20 protein-coding genes are annotated in these 20507 nt (G+C 45.3%); 6 read left to right on the top strand and 14 right to left on the bottom strand.

Annotated features, from left to right (window positions below; translation table 11 throughout):
- Positions 1 to 300, top strand: a 300-nt coding sequence (locus Q384_RS07855) for an IS1595 family transposase (protein ID WP_037587047.1), incomplete at its 5' end; no start/stop codon positions are given.
- Positions 301 to 336: 36 nt separating this feature from the next.
- Here Q384_RS07855 and Q384_RS07850 read toward each other — a convergent pair.
- The 10 genes from Q384_RS07850 to Q384_RS14030 all read right to left on the bottom strand — a co-directional run bounded on the left by Q384_RS07850 (position 337) and on the right by Q384_RS14030 (position 8153).
- The gene (locus Q384_RS07850; protein WP_037587046.1) at positions 337 to 798 is read right to left on the bottom strand and encodes a type IV pilin protein; all 462 of its coding nucleotides are present in this window, start codon (positions 796 to 798) and stop codon (positions 337 to 339) included.
- Between the two features lie 331 nt (positions 799 to 1129).
- A complete protein-coding gene (locus Q384_RS07845; RefSeq protein ID WP_037587045.1) occupies positions 1130 to 1552 on the bottom strand; it encodes a F0F1 ATP synthase subunit epsilon in 423 nt (140 codons plus the stop codon).
- A gap of 10 nt (positions 1553 to 1562) precedes the next feature.
- The gene (atpD, locus tag Q384_RS07840; protein ID WP_037587044.1) at positions 1563 to 2960 is read right to left on the bottom strand and encodes a F0F1 ATP synthase subunit beta; all 1398 of its coding nucleotides are present in this window, start codon (positions 2958 to 2960) and stop codon (positions 1563 to 1565) included.
- Between the two features lie 33 nt (positions 2961 to 2993).
- On the bottom strand, positions 2994 to 3869 hold the full coding sequence (gene atpG, locus Q384_RS07835; protein WP_037587043.1) for a F0F1 ATP synthase subunit gamma: 876 nt from the start codon (positions 3867 to 3869) through the stop codon (positions 2994 to 2996).
- 25 nt (positions 3870 to 3894) lie between these two features.
- Entirely contained in the window at positions 3895 to 5442 is a 1548-nt protein-coding gene (gene atpA / locus Q384_RS07830) for a F0F1 ATP synthase subunit alpha (protein WP_037587042.1), read from the bottom strand.
- A 10-nt stretch (positions 5443 to 5452) separates the two neighbouring features.
- A complete protein-coding gene (locus Q384_RS07825; RefSeq protein WP_037587041.1) occupies positions 5453 to 5992 on the bottom strand; it encodes a F0F1 ATP synthase subunit delta in 540 nt (179 codons plus the stop codon).
- A 4-nt stretch (positions 5993 to 5996) separates the two neighbouring features.
- Entirely contained in the window at positions 5997 to 6467 is a 471-nt protein-coding gene (locus tag Q384_RS07820; protein WP_037587040.1) for a F0F1 ATP synthase subunit B, read from the bottom strand.
- Between the two features lie 99 nt (positions 6468 to 6566).
- Positions 6567 to 6806, bottom strand: coding sequence for a F0F1 ATP synthase subunit C (gene atpE / locus Q384_RS07815; RefSeq protein ID WP_037587051.1), 240 nt, complete (start codon positions 6804 to 6806; stop codon positions 6567 to 6569).
- Between the two features lie 161 nt (positions 6807 to 6967).
- Positions 6968 to 7816, bottom strand: a complete 849-nt coding sequence (gene atpB, locus Q384_RS07810) for a F0F1 ATP synthase subunit A (RefSeq protein WP_037587039.1) — start codon at positions 7814 to 7816, stop codon at positions 6968 to 6970.
- On the bottom strand, positions 7806 to 8153 hold the full coding sequence (locus tag Q384_RS14030) for an ATP synthase subunit I (RefSeq protein ID WP_037587038.1): 348 nt from the start codon (positions 8151 to 8153) through the stop codon (positions 7806 to 7808). Before Q384_RS14030 ends, atpB begins: the two co-directional genes overlap by 11 nt.
- A 291-nt stretch (positions 8154 to 8444) precedes the next feature.
- Here Q384_RS14030 and ilvD point away from each other — a divergent pair, with 291 nt between their 5' ends.
- From ilvD to greB, 5 genes are all read left to right on the top strand, one after another.
- Complete coding sequence (gene ilvD, locus Q384_RS07800; RefSeq protein ID WP_037587037.1) at positions 8445 to 10316, top strand: dihydroxy-acid dehydratase; 1872 nt, start codon at positions 8445 to 8447, stop codon at positions 10314 to 10316.
- A gap of 252 nt (positions 10317 to 10568) precedes the next feature.
- Complete coding sequence (locus Q384_RS07795; RefSeq protein WP_037587036.1) at positions 10569 to 11345, top strand: ferredoxin--NADP reductase; 777 nt, start codon at positions 10569 to 10571, stop codon at positions 11343 to 11345.
- 51 nt (positions 11346 to 11396) lie between these two features.
- Positions 11397 to 12521 (top strand): recombinase RecA, encoded by a 1125-nt coding sequence (gene recA, locus Q384_RS07790; RefSeq protein ID WP_051940723.1) that lies wholly within the window; start codon positions 11397 to 11399, stop codon positions 12519 to 12521.
- A 1759-nt stretch (positions 12522 to 14280) separates the two neighbouring features.
- Positions 14281 to 14853 carry a MarR family transcriptional regulator gene (locus Q384_RS07785; RefSeq protein ID WP_051940721.1) on the top strand — a complete coding sequence of 191 codons (573 nt, stop codon included), beginning with the start codon at positions 14281 to 14283 and terminating at the stop codon, positions 14851 to 14853.
- Positions 14854 to 15051: 198 nt separating this feature from the next.
- A complete protein-coding gene (gene greB, locus Q384_RS07780; protein ID WP_037587035.1) occupies positions 15052 to 15558 on the top strand; it encodes a transcription elongation factor GreB in 507 nt (168 codons plus the stop codon).
- A gap of 57 nt (positions 15559 to 15615) precedes the next feature.
- Here greB and Q384_RS07775 read toward each other — a convergent pair whose 3' ends face one another.
- The 4 genes from Q384_RS07775 to Q384_RS07760 all read right to left on the bottom strand — a co-directional run bounded on the left by Q384_RS07775 (position 15616) and on the right by Q384_RS07760 (position 20078).
- Entirely contained in the window at positions 15616 to 16203 is a 588-nt protein-coding gene (locus Q384_RS07775) for a DUF1415 domain-containing protein (protein ID WP_037587034.1), read from the bottom strand.
- 42 nt (positions 16204 to 16245) lie between these two features.
- The gene (locus Q384_RS07770) at positions 16246 to 16728 is read right to left on the bottom strand and encodes an Lrp/AsnC family transcriptional regulator (protein WP_037587033.1); all 483 of its coding nucleotides are present in this window, start codon (positions 16726 to 16728) and stop codon (positions 16246 to 16248) included.
- Positions 16729 to 16973: 245 nt separating this feature from the next.
- Positions 16974 to 18041 (bottom strand): metal-dependent hydrolase, encoded by a 1068-nt coding sequence (locus tag Q384_RS07765; protein WP_037587032.1) that lies wholly within the window; start codon positions 18039 to 18041, stop codon positions 16974 to 16976.
- A 516-nt stretch (positions 18042 to 18557) separates the two neighbouring features.
- Positions 18558 to 20078 (bottom strand): catalase, encoded by a 1521-nt coding sequence (locus Q384_RS07760; protein WP_037587031.1) that lies wholly within the window; start codon positions 20076 to 20078, stop codon positions 18558 to 18560.
- Positions 20079 to 20507: the final 429 nt, after the last annotated feature.

The raw sequence follows: 20507 nt of genomic DNA, 5'->3' as shown, positions 1-20507 counted from the left end.
GATATTAACAGCGTTCTCCATACAGATGGCTGGCGCGGTTACGACGGTTTGGTTGATGTGGGTTTTGAAAAGCATTTTCGTGTCAATCATGGTAATGATGAATTTTCCGACGGTAAGGGCAATCATGTAAACGGTATTGAAAGCTTTTGGGGCTTCGCTAAACACCGCTTGGCGAAGTTTAAAGGTATTCATAAGCACTTATTTGAAATTCATCTTAAAGAAACTGAGTTTCGTTTTAACCATAGAGAGCAAAATATCTATAAAATCTTGCTTAAATGGTTTAGAACCGAGAAAATTTAGTTGTCTTGTTTTTACCTTGTTTGGTTGTCTTGTCCCTTACTGAATACGGCAGTGCTTATCTACGGCACTGCCTCCTGAAAAAAATGGCTTGGTTTCATTACAAGCACTGGCACTTTCTTCACAAAGTAACATGGTGAAGTCTTGGTTGATTTTTAACACTCGGGGTTCTTGCTGTTTATCGTAGGCAACTGCTTTTAGCGTGAATCTTTCATCAGCCGCACCACGCGGATTGCCTTGTAAGCGCAAGCAGAAGTAATCGGTTTTTTCGATGGGTAATGACGCCCACGTGGTGGAATTGGCTTTAAATGTGGTATTTCTCAGATAAAAACGCTCCAATGCTTGGCTGTTTATCAACAATGCGCTTTTGGCTTCAAACAGACGAGTCATGCGCACATATTGCAGATAGCTCGGATAGGCTATCATCGCCAAAATGCCGATAACAACAATAGTAATCATGAGCTCGATAAGCGTAAATCCGCTGATTTCTGTTATTTTCATTTATTTCAACTTCCGGGTATAAAACCAATTACAGCTGCCTCATTGCTTTTGGTTTTTTTGTCTATGCCTATTCACTTATAGCTAAACCACTATTTTTTGCACATAGATACGATTTTTCATTTTAGTTTCTACCCTCTATAGGGCTTGATTGTTTCGGATTATTATGTGATGAAAAAGAAAGTAACTTAGCCATAACTGCAAAATAAAAGGGCTAAATCCCAATTGAATCGGGTTTAGCCCTCGAAGTGCACACAATCCAACAAATCCGCCGCCTGAAAAAGTTTTATCAACTTGTTTTCAGGCAGCCTAATGATTGTTGATATGAGTACAGTTATTTTTTATGCGCACGCAAATAATCCAAAGTTTTCAGCTCGGCAATAGCCGTTGCCAAAGCAACTTGCGCCGCCGCCAGAGATTTTTCATCTTTGGCAGCATGTACGCCAGCTTCTGCCGCTTTTTTAGCGGCTTCTGCCCGCTGCTGATCCATTTCAGTACTGCGTACAGCAACGTCTGCCAAAACAGTGAGCTTGTCCGGTTGTACTTCCAAAACGCCGCCGGATATGGCAAGCAGCACTTCATCTTTTTGATTGGGTATGGTCAAACGCAGGACACCGGGACGCACCAAGCTCATAATCGGTTCATGGCGCGGGTAGATACCCAGTTCACCCATTTGGGTCGGTACGACAACAAATTCTGCCTGACCCGAAAAGATGTGTTGCTCGTTGCTCACCACTTCCACTTGCATGGTACTCATCAGCACCTCCTTAATTTAAGGTTTTGCCTTTTTCAGCAGCTTCTTCGATGCTGCCGACCATGTAGAAGGCTTGCTCTGGCAAGTGGTCGTATTCGCCGCTCAAAATTGCTTTAAAGCCGACAATGGTATCGCGCAGTGATACGTATTTGCCGGGTGAACCGGTAAATACTTCAGCCACGTGAAACGGTTGCGACAGGAAGCGTTGGATTTTACGGGCACGCATCACGGTGAGTTTATCTTCGTCAGACAATTCATCCATACCCAAAATTGCAATAATATCGCGCAATTCTTTGTATTTTTGCAAGGTGGATTGCACACCGCGGGCAACATCGTAATGCTCTTGCCCCAACACTGTCGGATCTAACTGACGTGAAGTAGAATCCAAAGGATCAACCGCCGGATAAATACCCAAAGAAGCAATGTCGCGGCTCAATACCACGGTAGCGTCTAAGTGGGCAAATGTGGTGGCAGGAGAGGGATCGGTCAAGTCGTCCGCCGGTACATAGACGGCTTGGATTGATGTAATCGAACCCGTTTGGGTGGAAGTGATGCGTTCTTGCAATCGTCCCATTTCTTCTGCCAGTGTCGGCTGATAGCCCACGGCGGAGGGCATACGGCCCAGCAGGGCTGACACTTCAGTACCCGCTAAGGTGTAGCGATAGATGTTGTCAATGAACAACAACACATCACGCCCTTTGCCGTTTTCATCTTTTTCATCGCGGAAATGTTCTGCCATGGTCAAGCCGGTTAAAGCCACGCGCAAGCGGTTGCCCGGCGGCTCATTCATTTGACCATACACCATTGCCACTTTATCCAAGACGTTGGAGTCTTTCATTTCGTGGTAGAAGTCATTGCCCTCGCGGGTACGCTCTCCTACGCCGGCAAACACGGATAAACCGCTGTGTGCTTTGGCGATGTTGTTAATCAACTCCATCATGTTCACGGTTTTACCCACACCCGCACCGCCGAACAAACCCACTTTACCGCCTTTTGCAAACGGACAAAGCAAATCAATCACTTTGATACCGGTTTCCAATAATTCAGTAGAGCTGGATAATTCATCAAATTTCGGTGCTAATTGGTGAATGGCGCGTTTGCCGTCGGCGTTGATGTCGCCTGCGTCGTCAACAGGGCGGCCCAATACGTCCATGATGCGCCCCAGTGTCGCTTTACCAACCGGTACGGTAATCGGCGCACCTGTATTGGTAACTGTCATGCCGCGTTTTAAACCGTCGGAGCTGCCCATGGCAATGGTACGCACTACGCCGTCCCCCAGAAGCTGCTGCACTTCTAAAGTCAGATCGGTGTCCACCAGTTTTAGGGCGTCATACACACTCGGAATGGCATCACGCGGGAACTCAACGTCCACAACGGCACCAATGATTTGTACGATTTTGCCTTGGCTCATTATCGTATCCTATTTATTTGACCTGCTGCTGCCTTAAACGGCTGCAGCACCGGCCACAATTTCTGACAACTCTGTGGTAATTGCGGCTTGGCGTGATTTGTTGTACACCAAACGCAATTCTTTAATGGCATTGCCGGCATTGTCGGTAGCGGCTTTCATTGCTACCATGCGCGCGGCTTGTTCTGAAGCCATGTTTTCGCTCAATGCCTGATACACCACAGACTCTAAATAACGGCGGACCAAGTATTCCAGTACGTCGGTGGGAGAGGGTTCATACACATAATCCCAGCTGTACTCTTTGCCTGTCGATACTTCATTCAGCACGTTTTCACCAATTGGCAATAACACTTCCAAAAGCGGCTCTTGGCGCATGGTATTGACGAAACCGGAATACACCAAATGAATCACATCTAAGTCGCCTTTGACATAACGGCTGATGATTTCCGTTATCGGTCCCAGCAGTGTTTCCATTTTTGGGGTGTCGCCCAAATTGGTGGCACTGGCAATCACGTTTAAACCAACCCGATTGCAGGCAGCCAAACCCTTGCTGCCCAAGCAGACAATATCCGACGCCACACCTTGCTGATCATATTCTTGCAGCTTGGCAAAGAATTTTTTCAGCAAATTGGCATTCAATCCACCGCACAAACCTTTGTCGGTGGTAATTAAAATAAAGCCGGCGCGCTTAACGGTATTGCGACCATCTAAAATCGGCAAACCGTGATCGGTGTTGGTTTGTGCCAAGTGGCTCATGACCAGACGTACTTTTTCGGCATACGGACGCGCTTGGCGCATCCGGTCTTGAGTCTTCCGCATTTTAGAGGTTGACACCATTTGCATCGCTTTGGTGATCTTTTGGGTATTTTGAACACTGCGAATTTTGGTGAGAATCTCTTTTCCTACTGCCATTTCAGACTCCTTTCAAAAAAGTGGCTTAGGCTTGGTAGCCGTAAGATGTTTTGAAAGTTTTCATGGCATCGGTCAGCACTTTTTCTTGCTCGTCGCTCATTGCGCCTTTGGCGTTGATTTGATCCAACACTTCAGGACATTGTGTGCGAACGTAGCTTAAAAACTCGTCTTCAAAAGCCAATGCTTTTTTTACCGGCACATCTTCATAGGAGTTATTGTTGATTGCCCATAAAGTTAATGCCATTTCAGCGGTGTTGAGGGTGCTGAATTGTTTTTGCTTCATCAATTCCGTAACCACTTCACCGTGCTGCAATTGTTTGCGTGTGGCTTCGTCCAAATCAGATGCGAATTGAGAGAATGCCGCTAATTCACGGTATTGTGCCAAAGCCAAGCGAATGCCGCCGCCCAATTTCTTAATTACTTTGGTTTGTGCCGCACCACCCACCCGCGATACGGAGATACCGGCGTTAATGGCAGGACGGATACCGGAGTTAAACAAATCGGTTTCCAAGAAAATTTGACCGTCAGTAATCGAAATCACGTTGGTCGGCACGAATGCAGACACGTCGCCGGCTTGGGTTTCGATAATCGGCAAAGCCGTTAATGAACCGGTTTTGCCTTTGACTTCGCCGCCGGTGCGTTTTTCAACTTCATCAATATTGATGCGTGCGGCACGTTCCAACAAGCGGCTGTGTAAGTAAAACACATCGCCGGGGTAGGCTTCACGACCGGGCGGACGGCGCAGCAACAAGGAAATTTGACGGTAGGCAACGGCTTGTTTAGACAAGTCATCATACACAATTAATGCGTCTTCGCCGCGATCACGGAAATATTCACCCATGGTGCAGCCCGCGTACGGGGCAATGTATTGCAATGCGGCAGCTTCTGATGCAGCGGCAGCAACAATAATGGTGTGATCCAACGCACCGTGTTCTTCCAGTTTACGCACCACGTTGGCAATTGATGAGGCTTTTTGCCCAATTGCCACGTAAATACAAATCACGCCGGTGTCTTTTTGATTAACGATGGCATCTAATGCCACCGCGGTTTTGCCTGTTTGGCGGTCACCAATAATCAACTCGCGCTGACCGCGACCAACCGGCACCATAGAATCAATGGCTTTTAAACCGGTTTGCATCGGTTGATCTACAGATTGGCGCGCAATCACACCGGGTGCAATTTTTTCAATCGGCGCACTTAGTGTCGCGTTGATAGGACCTTTGCCGTCAATCGGACGGCCTAAGGAATCAACGACACGGCCAATCAATTCACGGCCAATCGGCACTTCCAGAATGCGGCCGGTACACGTAACGGTATCGCCTTCTTTGATGTGGTCGTATTCACCCAGAATCACCGCGCCGACAGAATCGCGCTCTAAATTCATTGCCAAACCGAAAGTGTTGTCAGGGAATTCAAGCATCTCGCCTTGCATCGCATCAGACAAGCCATGCACACGCACAATGCCGTCTGTTACCGACATCACCGTGCCGCGAGTGTGCAATTCAGATTCCACCGACAAGTTCTCGATTTTGGCTTTAATCAAATCACTAATTTCAGCAGGATTAAGCTGCATGAAAACTCTCCTAATTCATCATTGCCGAATACAGGCTACGCAAACGTCCCTGTATTGACAGATCCAGTACCTGATCGCCGACTTCCACTTTAAGACCACCAATCAAACCGGGCTCAACCACTTGGGTGGCTTGCAATTTGGTTTGAAAGCGCGCTTCCAAATCTTGCACCACTTCGGCAAATTGTGCCGTGTTCATCTGATAGGCAGTGTAAACAGTAGCGATTTTGGTGTGATTTCGGGATAAAGCAAGGTCTTGATATTGCGTATAAACTTCAGGCAAAACCGACAGACGCTTATTTTCAGCCAGTATGTAAACAAAGTTTTTTACTTCTTTGCCAGCAGCCGGATTATCCAGTAAAGACACGATTGTGTCCGCTTTTGCGGCATAGCCGATTTCCGGCGCATCAATCAAGGCAGTCACTTTGGGCTGTGATACAACTTGTGCCAAAATTTTCAGTTCGCCCAACCAAGACTCAAGTTGATTTTTTTCTTGCGCCAGATTAAACAATGCTTTGGCATAGGGTCTGGCAACGGTCGCGAACTCAGCCATGGGATTACAGCTCCTGTTTCAGGTTAGCCAACATTTGCGCATGGCGGGAAGCATCTACTTCTGTGCGCAAAATAGATTCAGCACCTTTTACAGCCAAAGCCGCCACTTGTTCACGTAAAGTTTCACGAGCACGGTTGGCTTCTTGGGCTACATCGGCTTTGGCTTGGGAAATAATACGTGCTGCTTCTCCTGAAGCCTGTGTTTTGGCTTCTTCAACAATTAAAGCGGCACGTTTTTCCGCGTTGGCTACCATATCGGTAACCTGACTGCGTCCCTCGGCTAAGATTTCTGCAACACGCTTTTCAGCTTGTTCAAAGTCGCTTTTACCGCGCTCGGCAGCAGCCAAGCCTTCGGCGACTTTTTCTGCACGCTCATCAAGTGCTTTGACAATGGGCGGCCACACGAATTTCATGGTGAACCAAACCAAAATGCCGAAAACAATTAACTGCGCAAATAAGGTTGCATTTAAGTTCATTTGCTTAGCCTTCGTAGTTAGTAGGGTTAATCAAGCACACGAGCTTCCATTGAAGCCCGCATCGTTAATTAGCCTGCAAACGGATTCACGAACCTGGATTCACGAACCTGCAAACGGATTCACGAAAGTAAACAACAGTGCAATGGCCACGCCAATCAAGAAAGCGGCATCAATCAAACCGGCGATCAGGAACAGTTTCACTTGCAGGGGACCAATCAATTCAGGCTGGCGAGCGGCAGACTCTAAATATTTAGAACCCACCAAGCCAATACCGATACAAGCACCCATCGCGCCCAAGCCTACGATTAAGCCACAAGCGATTGCAATCAAACCACCCATTTCAAACTCCTTAAAAGATAAAAGTAAAGGACAAAAAAACAACAACTCCAGCAAAAACATTCGAATTTCAGCAAAAAACATTCAAACAGCGCGGTTACACTTCCAGCAAAAACATTCGAATTTCAGCAAAAAACATTCAAACAGCGCGGTTACACTCCCACTTAGTGTGCGTCATGCGCCTGTCCTATGTACACAAAGGCCAGCACCATGAAGATAAACGCCTGCAATGTGATGATCAGAATATGGAAAATTGCCCATATCGTACCAGCAATAATATGCAATAAAAACAGAGCCGGATCCATAATTGACACAGAACCGCCTGATGCCCATGCGCCGCCCAATAAGGCAATCAACAGGAATACCAGTTCACCCGCATACATATTACCAAACAACCGCATACCATGCGAAACTGTTTTGGAAATAATTTCCAATATATTCAAAATGAAATTAGCGGGGGCAAGCCACGGGCCAAACGGCGCGGTAAACAACTCATGCATCCAACCACCAAAGCCTTTGATTTTTACGCTGTAAAATAAGTATAACAACAACACGCCGATTGCCAGAGCCAAAGAACCGTTGATGTCAGCAGTCGGTACCACGCGCATATAATGCAACCCGAACATTTCGCCGATGCGGGGCAACAAATCCACAGGCAATAAATCCATGGCGTTCATAAAAAACACCCACACAAACACAGTTAAACCCAAAGGTGCCATCAGCTTGCGCGTTGTGGCATTGTGGATAATGTTTTTGCACATATCATCAACAAATTCCACCAGCAACTCAACGGCTGCCTGAAAGCGACCCGGAACGTTGACCGTGGCGGTTTTCGCCGCGCGCCACAACAAAAAGCACACTAGAATCCCCAGCAACACGGAATAAAACAAGGTATCCACGTTGATGTATGAAAAATCAGCGATATTTTTTAAACCCTGGGAATGACCGGTTTGCGTCAAACTTTGTAAATGGTGTTTGATGTAATCTGCAGCAGTTAAAGTTTCACTTGCCATAATGAGTTTTCCAAATCATAAAAAAAACGACATGACTGACCGTAATCAAGCCTGATAAAAAGGGCAACCACATCACCTCGGGGTACAGCAAAAATACCGCAGCGATGAGCAGAATGGACAGCATTACTTTCAAACTTTCTCCCCAAAGGAAGCTGATTGCTGTCCAGCGCGGACGCGAACGGAAAAAGTTTAAAACCAATGCCGCTGCTGCGTTGGGCATCAGGTAGGACAAGCCGCCGAACAGACAGGATAAAGCCGCATTTTTACTCAAAAAAATTGCAAAAATCATGCATATTGCGACTAAAGAAACGGCTTGCCATATTAAAATTCGGCGCATCAGAATGCAAAAGGCTGAAGTTTTCAGCCCAACCTTTCGGTACAGTAAACTTTTCGTACTATAATGAACGATGAAAAAATCGTCAAGTGATTTGTCAAAGTGTGTTAAACCCCCGCAAGCCCTATTAGGCTGAATACCTCGCATCGGAATATTGATGTATTTCTTAAAATATCCGAATAATTTGTTCAGGCTGCCTGAAAAATAAGATGCAATACTAAGCCGATAATGCACTGCACACATTGGTTTGGGTATAATGCGAAGTCAAAAAAATTTGGTTCAGAGGAAAATGCCATGCCGCAATATCGGTCATATACTTCCACTCACGGGCGCAACATGGCGGGCGCACGTGCGCTGTGGCGCGCCACCGGTGTACAAGACCATGATTTTGGTAAGCCGATTATCGCCGTTGCCAACTCGTTTACCCAATTTGTGCCTGGGCATGTGCATTTGCATGATTTGGGGCAGCTGGTGGTGCGGGAAATTGAAGCGGCAGGCGGTATTGCCAAAGAATTCAATACCATTGCCATTGATGACGGCATTGCTATGGGGCACAGCGGCATGTTATACAGCCTGCCTTCGCGTGATTTGATTGCCGACAGCGTTGAGTACATGGTTAATGCCCACTGCGCCGATGCCTTGGTGTGTATTTCCAACTGCGACAAAATCACCCCCGGCATGTTAATGGCGGCGATGCGCTTAAATATTCCCACAATATTTGTTTCCGGCGGTCCTATGGAGGCGGGCAAGGTGATTGCCGTTGCTGATGGGCGGGAAAATACCCGTAAATTGGATTTGATTGATGCCATGATTGAGGCGGGCAACGATCAAGTCAGCGACGAAGAAGTGGCGCGGGTGGAACGCTCCGCTTGCCCCACCTGCGGCTCGTGTTCGGGTATGTTCACTGCCAATTCCATGAATTGCTTGACGGAAGCATTGGGTTTGTCTTTGCCGGGGAATGGTTCGCTGCTGGCAACCCATGAATCGCGCAAAGCATTGTTTTTAGAGGCGGGGCGGTTGATCGTTGCCCTTGCCCGCCGTTATTACGAACAAGACGACCACGCAGTATTGCCGCGCAGTATTGCCGATAAACCGGCGTTTATGAATGCCATGAGTTTGGACATTGCCATGGGCGGTTCAACCAACACGGTATTGCACTTGCTTGCTGCCGCTGCCGAAGCGGGCGTGGATTTTAAGATGGCCGACATTGATCAGCTCAGCCGCAAAGTGCCGTGTTTGTGTAAGGTTGCCCCTGCTACTCAGCAATACCACATGGAAGATGTACACCGTGCCGGCGGTGTATTTGGTATCTTGGCGGAGTTAGACCGTGCTGGATTATTGCATACCGATGTACCCACTGTTCATGCCGAAAGTTTACAAGCTGCTTTGCAGCAATGGGATATAACCCGCTCTGAAAACGTTGCTGCGCAGCAACGCTATCTTGCTGCGCCGGGCGGTGTGCGCTCCACTCAAGCCTTTTCGCAAAACCGTCAATGGAATAGTTTAGACCTTGATCGTGAAAACGGCTGTATCCGCGATAAAGCCCATGCCTATTCACAAGACGGCGGCTTGGCGGTGTTGTTTGGCAATATTGCAAAACGCGGCTGTGTGGTAAAAACAGCGGGTGTGGACAGCAGCATCTTAACTTTTACCGGCCGTGCCCGTGTTTTTGAAAGCCAAGAAGATGCCGTTGCCGCTATTTTGGACAATCACATTGAAGCGGGCGATGTGGTGATTATTCGTTATGAAGGTCCTAAAGGCGGTCCGGGAATGCAGGAGATGCTGTATCCCACCAGCTATTTAAAATCCAAAGGATTGGGTAAGGCCTGTGCCTTGCTTACCGATGGTCGTTTCTCAGGCGGAACATCAGGCTTATCCATCGGACACGTTTCACCCGAAGCGGCAGAAGGCGGGGCGATTGGGCTGGTTTACGAAGGTGATACAATTGAAATTGACATACCCAACCGCCGCATTCATTTGGCGGTATCCGATGCCGAATTGACCAGCCGTCGCGCCGATATGGAAAGCCGAGGCGCACGCGCGTGGCAGCCTGAACATCGCCAACGCCATGTATCTGCTGCCCTGCGCGCTTATGCCGCGATGACCACCAGTGCCGACACCGGCGCAGTGCGTGATGTGTCGCAGGCAGAGCGGAAAGCCGGATGAGCCGGTTAGCGGCCGATAAGGCTGCCTGAAAACCACAGGCAGCCTTAGGCATGTGCATCGGAATAAAAATAAACATTGATTGAGGCTTTGGTGTGTTTCTCCTAGAATACACAACATTGATACACAAAAATATGATACCGAGACGATTCAGGCAGCCTGTTTTTGAAACCGGCTGTTTTACTGGAGAATCATTCAATTTTATTGCCTGCCGCACGATGGTATCTATCGGCGGTTTGTTTTGAGGAAAATAATATGGCGGCGTATAACGTACAAAAAGTATTGAGCGTACATCACTGGACAGAAGCCTACTTCACGTTTACTTGCACCCGAGATGAAAGTTTGCGTTTTGAAAACGGGCAGTTTGTGATGGTTGGTTTGTTGGTTGATGGTAAACCCTTAATGCGTGCTTACAGTGTGGCGAGTGCCAATTGGGAAGAGCATTTGGAATTTTTCAGCATCAAAGTTTCGGACGGACCGCTCACGGGGCGATTGCAGCACTTAAAGGTGGGCGATGACGTTTTAATCAGCAAAAAACCCACCGGAACGCTGATTTGCGGTGATTTGAACCTCGGAAAAAATCTGTATTTATTGTCCACCGGCACCGGCCTTGCGCCGTTTTTGAGCATCACCAAAGACCCCGATGTCTATGAGCAATTTGAAAAAGTCATTTTGATTCATGGGGTGCGCCATCAGAGAGATTTAGCGTATTATGACCGCTTCACCCAAGAGTTGCCAAACCATGAGTATTTGGGTGAATTGGTGCGTGAAAAATTGATTTATTACCCGATTGTATCGCGTGAAGAATATGTTCACAAAGGCCGCTTAACCGATTTGATGCGTTCGGGTAAATTATTTGATGATATTGGGCTACCTGAAATCAATCCTGAAAATGATCGCGGCATGATTTGCGGCGGTCCGGATATGCTGCGCGATACTTGCAATGTGTTAAATGAATTTGGGTTGAAAATTTCGCCCAAAATGGGTCAGCGCGGCGATTATGTGATTGAACGGGCATTCGTTGATCAATAATTGTTGTAAACACGCTTTTTATCAGTTACAAATCAAACGGAAATCAAAATCATGGCGGAAAGCAAGAAAAAATCAGACAGCAAAAGTTTTGATAGCAAAAACTTTGACGGCGACAGAAGCAAAGCATTGGCGGCGGCTTTGGCGCAAATTGAAAAAGATTTCGGCAAAGGCTCCATCATGAAAATGGACGGCAGCCACAAAGATGAAAATCTGGAGGTTATTTCCACGGGTTCTTTGGGTGTGGATTTGGCTTTGGGTGTGGGCGGATTGCCGCGCGGGCGCGTTGTGGAAATTTTTGGTCCTGAGTCTTCGGGTAAAACCACGCTGTGTTTAGAAGCCATTGCACAATGCCAAAAGGCAGGCGGTACTTGTGCATTTATTGATGCTGAAAATGCGTTTGATCCCATTTATGCACGTAAATTGGGTGTAAAAGTGGAAGAATTGCTGGTGTCGCAGCCGGATACGGGTGAACAGGCTTTGGAAATTTGCGATACTCTGGTGCGCAGCGGCGGCGTGGATATGGTGGTGATTGATTCGGTGGCGGCATTGGTGCCGAAAGCTGAAATTGAAGGCGAAATGGGCGACAGCCACGTTGGTTTACAAGCGCGTTTAATGAGCCAAGCCCTGCGTAAGCTGACCGGAAATATAAAAAAAACCAATACCTTGGTTGTTTTTATCAATCAAATTCGTATGAAAATCGGTGTGATGTTTGGCAGCCCGGAAACCACAACCGGCGGCAATGCTTTGAAATTCTACGCATCTGTGCGTTTGGATATCCGCCGTATCGGGCAAATTAAAAAAGGTGAGGATATTTTGGGTAATGAAACCCGAGTGAAAGTCATCAAAAACAAAGTTGCACCGCCGTTTAAGCAAGCGGAATTTGATATTTTGTACGGCGAAGGCGTAAGTTGGGAGGGTGAACTCATTGATTGGGGCGTGAAATTGGGTTTTGTTGAAAAATCAGGTGCGTGGTACAGCTATAACGGCAGCAAGATTGGGCAAGGCAAAGACAATACCCGTATCTGGCTCAAGGAAAATCCGGAAATTGCTCAAGAGATTAATGGTAAAATCCGCTCCGCCTCAGGCATCGAAAATTTGTTGATCAGCAGTGGATCAGATGAAAGCGAAGAAAGCGATACTGCCGGCAGTGCTTCTGAAGAAATTTCAGAAGAATAAGATTATTTGTCAATGAAGCCATAATTTCAGGCAGCCTTAGGGCTGCCTGAAATTATTTTTGTCTGCTGATTTTAAGAATCTGATCTTCAGGTCAGAAGCACACAATATTGCGTGCGTGTGGAAGAAATTTTAATCAACGCGCGGTTTGGGTAGGATAAACATCTCTTCTGAACACTGAGTTGCAGGTTCTGGCTTCCTGTTGCAATGGTCTATTGAATGAGTATATTGCCTCAGAAAGAGCGCGATAATTTACCGCTTGGCATTGTGGTGCAAAAAAGCAGATGACGGGCGTATTGTTGTACATGTTCTACGATACTGTAGTATTACTGTTTAGAGAACTAACGCAACTTTTTGAATAATAATCGTAAGTTGTAAAAATTTATCGTGTTGTTCACACATTATCAAAATAAAAACAGCTCTCTAAAGCCTTATATGGCATAACCTCGTTAAGCGACTGGCGCGGTTTAACCGCATTGTCGTCATTGATAAAACGTTTTCATTTCGGTTTTCGGCATTCATGGTCATTAAAGCGTGTTTTGCCGTGCCGCATCTGCATCAACGCCGCTCCGCTTTACCATTGATCGGTGGTCGGGCAACTCGGGTAAATTTTTGATTGATGCGATCTTCTGTACAGACCACCCTGAAAGCATGTTTCGGCGTTCCTTTGTATTGTGATACGCAATCAATCGGATACAGGTATTGTTGCAATATACTGTAATATATTGTTTTTTAATAAATTTTCTGAGCTGTATAGCCAAACTGCTTTCTTTTTCGTCACGCAGCAATCTGAAGCAATCAAGCCCTGATGGTAGAAGCCGAGATGAAAGCTGTATCCATGTGCAGAAAATAGTCGTTTAGCCATACTTTGGCTGCCCCCGCATACAACGTTGGCTTGAATCTCATAGAACATGAATGGGCATGGGCATGGGTAAAAGCAAAACGCAGGTTTTTAAGACTTAATGACATTGATGTGCTGTTCAAATTGTGTATGGGAGGTATTTCGATTGAATGATTTGTTTGGTTAATGGTTTTTAAAAATTTAATAGTTTAGCTATAAATAACGGTTGTTCGGTTTTTTTAGGTTAGAATATAATCACGTTGTGAAAATAATTTCAAAATAATAACTTTAATAAATTATTGGTTTGTTAAATGCTAATTTTTTAAACTCTATTCTATAGGGCTATAGGGTCAAATTATGATTTTCCTATGTAAAACATAATATAGCTCAGCTATTATTTCTGTACATGGATACGATTTTTCATTCCGGTTTCTACGGTAAGAGGTTGATTGTTTTGTGTTACTATGTGATGAAAAACAAGTAGTTTGGCTGTGGCATGCTATATGCGTAGTAGTAGTAGTAGTAGTAGTAGTAGTAGTAGTAGTAGTAGTAGTAGTAGTAGTAGTAGTAGTACATGATGATTAAAATATGTAATAAAAAACTAAATAAAATTAAATTTTAAGCGATATTTGTTCGTTATTGTAAAATTTGTACCGTGAGCGCAGCAGGTGATTATTGCACTTATTCTTATGGGTAATTTTGTTCATTGTTTATTTATAAAAGTTTTTTTGAAAATTAATTGTCATTTTTTGGCTATCTGGTAAATTTGCGGTGTAATGAAATTTTAGGAAGAGATAAAAAATTAAGAATTAAAATGGTTATGAGTGATTTAGAATTATTTAATTAAAATGTTAAGATAACGGTGTGTACAAATGATGCATGGTGATAGTTTAAAAAGTGAACATACATAGGAGAAATAATATGTCTTTTAGATTTGCGGGATTTCAATTCGAAGAATCATTGGATCGGCTCAACGTTGATTTTCCTGAAATCAATACTGAAATTATTCTTTATGATCGGCTAATTCGTGCGCTGAATATTGAAAAAAGGAATAATTTGAACCAGTTTTTAAATAAGCAAGGTATGAATGAAAGCCAGTGGTACGCACTGTTGGCGGTTTATTTCAGCGAAGGGCAGGAAATTTTGCCGTCTGAATTGAGTGAAGCTTTGAATTTAACGCGTACATCTGCTACGCGCTTGTCTGATGAGATGGTGAAAATGGGCTGGGTAAATCGATTTACGCACCCGATTGATCGGCGAAAAATTACTTTAAAACTCACTCAAAAAGGTGTGGACATGGTTCATAAGCTGATTGTGCCGGTGAATCGTTTGCGCCAAAACGCTTGGTTAGTGCTAACCGAAGAGGAACAAAAGCAAATGTATACTTTTTTGCAAAAAATGTTCACTCAAACGGTGAAAAGCACTATTGGACTGGAGCCTGCTTTGAGAGAATTTTTGGTGTTAAACGTAGATAATATGGTGGCAAATAATTGAGAAAATCAATGTGCTATCTGAATCGGGTTTAATGTCTTTTATCGCCGGACACTTGCGGTCATTGAAAGTGGGCGGCGATGTGGCAGCAGCAATCCCACTCATGGTGTTACTGAACTGTAGACAGTGGACTGCCCCGTGCTTCGTTTACCGTAATAAGCAGGTTTTTTCCTACTAAAGAAAGTTGTTTAGCTGTGGTGTATGTCTTTATCTAATGAAAACAAACCCCTTATCAATTACATTACGCCTGCCGGTTATCGTGTTCTGAAAGACGAGCTGTATCAGCTGGTGCGTAAAGAACGGCCGGAAGTGGTGCAAGTGGTGAACTGGGCAGCAGGTAACGGTGATCGCAGTGAAAACGGTGATTATCTTTATGGTAAACGCCGCCTTCGTGAGATTGATCGGCGGATTCGGTTTTTAAATAAGCGTTTGGAAATTGCGCAGGTGGTTGATCCCGAAGCGCGCGATAAAACCGAGCAAATATTTTTTGGGGCAACGGTGGAATTGCTGCGCGAAAGCGGTGCGACACAAACCGTGCGCATTGTCGGCACTGATGAAATCAATACCGCCGAGAATAAAATTTCTTGGGTTTCACCGCTGGCGCGCAGCTTGTTAAAAAAACAGGCAGGTGATGAAGTGCGTTTACACACACCGCAAGATATTGAAACCATTGAAATTTTAGATGTACGTTACGAAAAAATTGATTAAGGCTGTCTGAAATTGAGGCTGCCTGAAAATCAATTGGGCTTTACGAACGCAAATGTGTTATTTTGTATTGGGTTTAATGGGATTGCCGGGCATGGGAATGCCTAAGTTCAGCCAGCCTTGCTGTCCCATTGCTTGCAGCAGCGCGATGTTGCGTTGGTAAATATCGGCAGGGTCGGCAATGGCGGCAACGGCTTTATCAATGCTTTCTTCACGAATCAAATGCAAAGTGGGATAGGGGCTGCGGTTGGTATAGTTACTGATGTCATCGTTTTGCGTGTTTTCAAACTGAAATTGCGGATGAAACGGCGCAATTTGAATCACGCCGTTTAGGTGGTTGTCATCAATCGCTTCATCTGCCAAAACCAGCATCTCATTAAATATTTCAAAGTCGGGAAATAATTTCGGCTCTATCAGCAAAGTGGTTTCGATTTCATCAATCGGCGTTTCAGCCAGCAATTGCAGTTCATTATCCAGTGTTTGTAAAAAATCATCTAAGTGCCGCGAATGGATCACGGTTAAACGCACCTTATTTTTAGAATACGGTGCTTTGGCAAACGGGCAAAGATTTAAGCCGATAATGGCTTTTTCCAGCCAAAGACGGGTGGCGTGTTGGTAAATGTCGTCGTGTTCGGGTGGGTGGTTCATGGTATTTTTAGTGATGATTGAACGATTGCCTGAAACACTGCGTTATTCGGTGAGCAAATGTGCCAAGGGCAGCGCAGTAGAGTTTTTAATTTCCTTTAAAATAAAACCGGATTTGGCATCTTGTACACTGGGGTGCTTCAGTAATATTTCCAAAACAAAGTGGGAGAAGGCTGTCATGTCGGTGAAAAAAGCATGCAAAATAAAATCGGTTTCGCCGGTTAGTGCCAAACAAGACAATACGGACGGCCAAGTTTGCACCGATTGTTCAAATTCTTCCCGTGCCGTGCCGTTTTTGTTGATGCTCACTTGTATCATGGTGTCTAAGCCCAAGCCGAGTGCGGACGGGTTGAGCAGGGCAACATAACGCTGGATGATGCCTGTGTCTTCCAAATGTTTCAGCCGGCGCAGACAAGGAGAGGCCGATAAAGAAATGCGCTCCGATAATTCCACATTACTCAGCCGCCCGTTCTCTTGCAGAATCTGCAAAATCTTCAGATCAATTTTATCCAATAATTGACTACTCATAATTTTCTTTCACACATTGTTCAGTGATGGCAAGCATAATGTCAGGAAATATATATTTCTGTGATAGTAATTTACTATTAAAAATAATTTTCAGCAATTATTTTTTTACAATATCAATACGGCATAAATCAGTGCGGCAATTATTCACCCAATACATTGATAAGTAGATTGCCGCATCGTTTGCAAGGAATCACGGTGATGATCATTTGGGTTTTCAGGCAGCCTCAATCATTGCCCTGATAAAGTTACTGCGGTTTATCTGATTTCGCAGTATCGGCATTTTGCTGCCATTGAGCCAGCGGCAAGGGCGGCAGGCTGTGCCAAATGCGATGCCACATTTTTGCTAGAAGCCCTGTGGTGTTCCCATTGATTGCTTGGCGGCTGCGCTGCGGTTCTATATTGTGCCATTGCCCGTTTACGTCTTGCTCTGCCACGATAAAGCGAAAATTATGATTACCCGGTACGCCCATGCGCAAATCGGTTACCACCAATTGCTTGTTGATGTTATCAATGGCAAGCCAGCCATCGGTAAACCAGTTTAGCCGTTGAAATAAAAAATTGTTTTGTAAATGATTTTTCCAATGCAAGCCTTGCGGTAAACGGATAAATTCGGGTGGTTCGGTATCAAACCAACCGCTGACGGCATCAATGTATTCATCATTATCGGTTTCTGCCACCACGCGAAACAGCAAAGTATTCAGCGGCATGGGGGTTGCCATTATGCGTTGGACAACAATTCCTTGTGACGCTAAGGCTGCCTGAACGCGTTGTTGGTGGTGGTATTGGCCGTATGTTCCCCACGCCAAATACAAGCAACTCCACAGCAAGCTGAGTGCCAAAATCCGCTGTGTTTGCTGTGTTGCGCCTTTAATCAGCATCCACAATACGGCAAACAACAGCGGCAGGGTGTAAAGCGGATCAATAATAAACACGCCCGACCATTGCTGCGGTATCGGTGTGAACGGCCAAAATAGTTGAGTGCCATATACCGTGAACGCATCTAAAAGCGGGTGGGTGATTAACGCCAAGCAGAGCGTGGCATAGAGTCTGCTGAAAGAATAGGCATTGTTCTTTCCTATTTTTTTGATGAGCCACGCCAAAATCAGTGCGAATACAGGCAATACCAGCAGTGAATGGCTGAATCCGCGGTGATAAGTCATGCGTGATATTGGATCGGCATAGTGAATCAACACGTCTAAATCAGGCAGTGTTCCGAGCAAGGCACCATAAAACAGGGCTTTGCGTCCTTGATATTTACCCAGTCCCACACCTTGAACCGACGCACCCAATACTGCTTGTGTTAATGAATCCACAATAAATAAACCCTTTTGATTTAAATCTGCGCTGATGAAAATAAGCTCGAATTGTAACGGAAAAAGTGTTAAATATTTGTTTGTACTATGTTATGTCTGAATAACATAATACCAGACCGGTTGTCATTGAAAGGTTGGAGGCTGCATTATCTGTGTGATAAACGGCACTGCATTGCTTTTCGCAATGGTAATCAATAATACATTAGTATTTTTGATGTATCGGCATTGCTCAGGCTGTTTGAAATATCTGAAAAAGAGGAAACCCCTGCTGGAAAACCAGACAGAGGCTTGAGGGGGATAGCGGTATTATATTATGTTCACATACGCATATCAAGGACGCAGAGGGTATTTTAGTAAAAAGAATTCAAAATAAATCAGTATGCTAAGTTATAATTCATTACATCATTTTTTCTGAAATAATCTACTTTATCTACCTCAGTTGATTTCAATCTCTTTGGTTCATATTCCCCCGCCGCGCTGCGGCGAGGTTGTTCATTTTTTTCAAAGCGGTTGATGTCAAATCAAAGTCGCATGGCCTTGTGCCGGATCATTGGCTTTTGCCGCCAAGGCATCTGCTACTGTTAAGCCCAGGGCTTGGGCAACGCCTTCGCCGTAGGCAGGATCGCAGGCATGACAGTTGCGGATATGGCGATACTTGATGAAATCAAGGGCATCGCCCATGCCGCGGGCAGTATTGTCGAACAAGGTTTGCTGCTGCTCTGGTGTCATCAGGCGGAACAGGGCGCGCGGCTGGCTGAAATAATCGCTGTCGTCTTCGCGGTAATTCCAGAAATCAGCATCACCGGTGATTTTCAGCGGCGGTTCTTTGTATTGCGGTTGTTCTTGCCATTGACGGAAGCTGTTGGGTTCGTAGTGCGGCAAACTGCCGTAGTTGGCATCTACGCGTCCGTATCCATCACGATGGTTACTGTGTACCGGACAGCGGGGCGCATTAACCGGAATTTGTTGGAAATTAGTACCCAAACGATAACGCTGTGCATCGGCATAATTGAATAAACGTGCTTGCAGCATTCTGTCGGGTGAAACACTAATACCCGGTACCAAGTTGCTCGGTGCGAACGCAGATTGTTCTACATCGGAAAAGAAGTTTTCGGGATTGCGATTCAGCTCAAAAACACCCACTTCAATCAAAGGATAGTCTTTGTGCGGCCATACTTTGGTCAGGTCAAACGGGTGATACGATACTTTTTCCGCATCGGTTTCGGGCATGACTTGAATATACATCGTCCATTTCGGAAAATCGCCGCGATCAATGGCATCGTATAAATCACGCTGATGACTTTCGCGGTCTTTGCCGATAACGGCTTCTGCTTCTGCATCGGTTAAATTTTTAATGCCTTGTTGGGTTTTGAAGTGGAATTTCACCCAAAAGCGTTCGTTTTCGGCATTGATGAAGCTGTAGGTATGTGAACCGAAGCCGTGCATATGACGATAGCTGGCGGGAATGCCGCGGTCTGACATGACAACCGTTACTTGATGAAATGCCTCAGGCAGCAAAGTCCAAAAATCCCAATTGTAGGTGGCACTGCGCAGATTGGTGCGCGGGTCGCGTTTTACCGCTTTGTTCAAGTCGGGGAATTTACGCGGGTCGCGCATAAAAAATACGGGGGTATTGTTGCCCACCATATCCCAGTTGCCTTCTTCGGTATAGAATTTTAAGGCAAAGCCGCGAATGTCGCGTTCGGCATCGGCAGCGCCGCGCTCACCCGCAACTGTGGTAAAACGAGCGAACAATTCGGTTTTTTTGCCGACTTCGCTTAAAAATTTGGCACGGGTGTAGCGGGTGATGTCTTGGGTTACGGTAAACGTGCCGAATGCACCTGAACCTTTGGCGTGCATTCGACGTTCCGGAATCACTTCGCGTACAAAATTGCCCAATTTTTCGTGTAGCCAAACATCTTGTGCCAACAAAGGACCGCGCTGTCCGGCTGTTAAGCTGTTTTGATTATCGGGAACAGGTGCGCCGGCATCTGTTGTTAAATGGGTAATGGGGCATTTATCAAAATGTTGAGTCATTATTTGGTACTCCTTAGCTGGTGTGTCAGGTAAAACATGACAACGCTGTTTAATGTACGTATTTATTAATAATGTACGTAAGGTATGTGAGATTTATTTTGTTTTATCTCAGTGGTTTATTATTAGGAGTATTAAGTAAAAAACAAATTGTATTTTCAGAATATATTATTGAAAAAATATATCGAAAATGAAAAATACATAAATTTTAACTAAAATTTATGTGGTGCTAACGTGTTTGTTGATAAAACAAGGACATTGTTTGTTACTAATCAAAGTGTTGCATTGTTATTTGGGTGATTATGGCTTAGTGTAATGTAGTAACGCAGAACGATAGTCAGACATCAGACATCAGACATCAGACATCAGACATCAGACATCAGACATCAGACATCAGACATCAGACATCAGACATCAGACATCAGACATCAG

The sequence above is a fragment of the Stenoxybacter acetivorans DSM 19021 genome (assembly GCF_000745895.1).
In the GTDB taxonomy this organism is placed as follows: domain Bacteria; phylum Pseudomonadota; class Gammaproteobacteria; order Burkholderiales; family Neisseriaceae; genus Stenoxybacter; species Stenoxybacter acetivorans.
This window is presented reverse-complemented; position numbering and strand designations above follow the sequence as displayed.

Bases quoted from the DNA above. Each gene is read 5' to 3' on its own strand.
- Q384_RS14030 (WP_037587038.1), bottom strand. From the start codon at position 8,153: ATGCGCCGAATTTTAATATGGCAAGCCGTTTCTTTAGTCGCAATATGC.
- ilvD (WP_037587037.1), top strand. From the start codon at position 8,445: ATGCCGCAATATCGGTCATATACTTCCACTCACGGGCGCAACATGGCG.
- Q384_RS07770 (WP_037587033.1), bottom strand. From the start codon at position 16,728: ATGAGTAGTCAATTATTGGATAAAATTGATCTGAAGATTTTGCAGATT.
- Q384_RS07795 (WP_037587036.1), top strand. From the start codon at position 10,569: ATGGCGGCGTATAACGTACAAAAAGTATTGAGCGTACATCACTGGACA.
- atpB (WP_037587039.1), bottom strand. From the start codon at position 7,816: ATGGCAAGTGAAACTTTAACTGCTGCAGATTACATCAAACACCATTTA.
- Q384_RS07820 (WP_037587040.1), bottom strand. From the start codon at position 6,467: ATGAACTTAAATGCAACCTTATTTGCGCAGTTAATTGTTTTCGGCATT.
- atpE (WP_037587051.1), bottom strand. From the start codon at position 6,806: ATGGGTGGTTTGATTGCAATCGCTTGTGGCTTAATCGTAGGCTTGGGC.
- Q384_RS07850 (WP_037587046.1), bottom strand. From the start codon at position 798: ATGAAAATAACAGAAATCAGCGGATTTACGCTTATCGAGCTCATGATT.
- atpD (WP_037587044.1), bottom strand. From the start codon at position 2,960: ATGAGCCAAGGCAAAATCGTACAAATCATTGGTGCCGTTGTGGACGTT.
- Q384_RS07775 (WP_037587034.1), bottom strand. From the start codon at position 16,203: ATGAACCACCCACCCGAACACGACGACATTTACCAACACGCCACCCGT.
- Q384_RS07785 (WP_051940721.1), top strand. From the start codon at position 14,281: ATGTCTTTTAGATTTGCGGGATTTCAATTCGAAGAATCATTGGATCGG.
- greB (WP_037587035.1), top strand. From the start codon at position 15,052: ATGTCTTTATCTAATGAAAACAAACCCCTTATCAATTACATTACGCCT.
- recA (WP_051940723.1), top strand. From the start codon at position 11,397: ATGGCGGAAAGCAAGAAAAAATCAGACAGCAAAAGTTTTGATAGCAAA.
- atpA (WP_037587042.1), bottom strand. From the start codon at position 5,442: ATGCAGCTTAATCCTGCTGAAATTAGTGATTTGATTAAAGCCAAAATC.
- Q384_RS07825 (WP_037587041.1), bottom strand. From the start codon at position 5,992: ATGGCTGAGTTCGCGACCGTTGCCAGACCCTATGCCAAAGCATTGTTT.
- Q384_RS07760 (WP_037587031.1), bottom strand. From the start codon at position 20,078: ATGACTCAACATTTTGATAAATGCCCCATTACCCATTTAACAACAGAT.
- atpG (WP_037587043.1), bottom strand. From the start codon at position 3,869: ATGGCAGTAGGAAAAGAGATTCTCACCAAAATTCGCAGTGTTCAAAAT.
- Q384_RS07845 (WP_037587045.1), bottom strand. From the start codon at position 1,552: ATGAGTACCATGCAAGTGGAAGTGGTGAGCAACGAGCAACACATCTTT.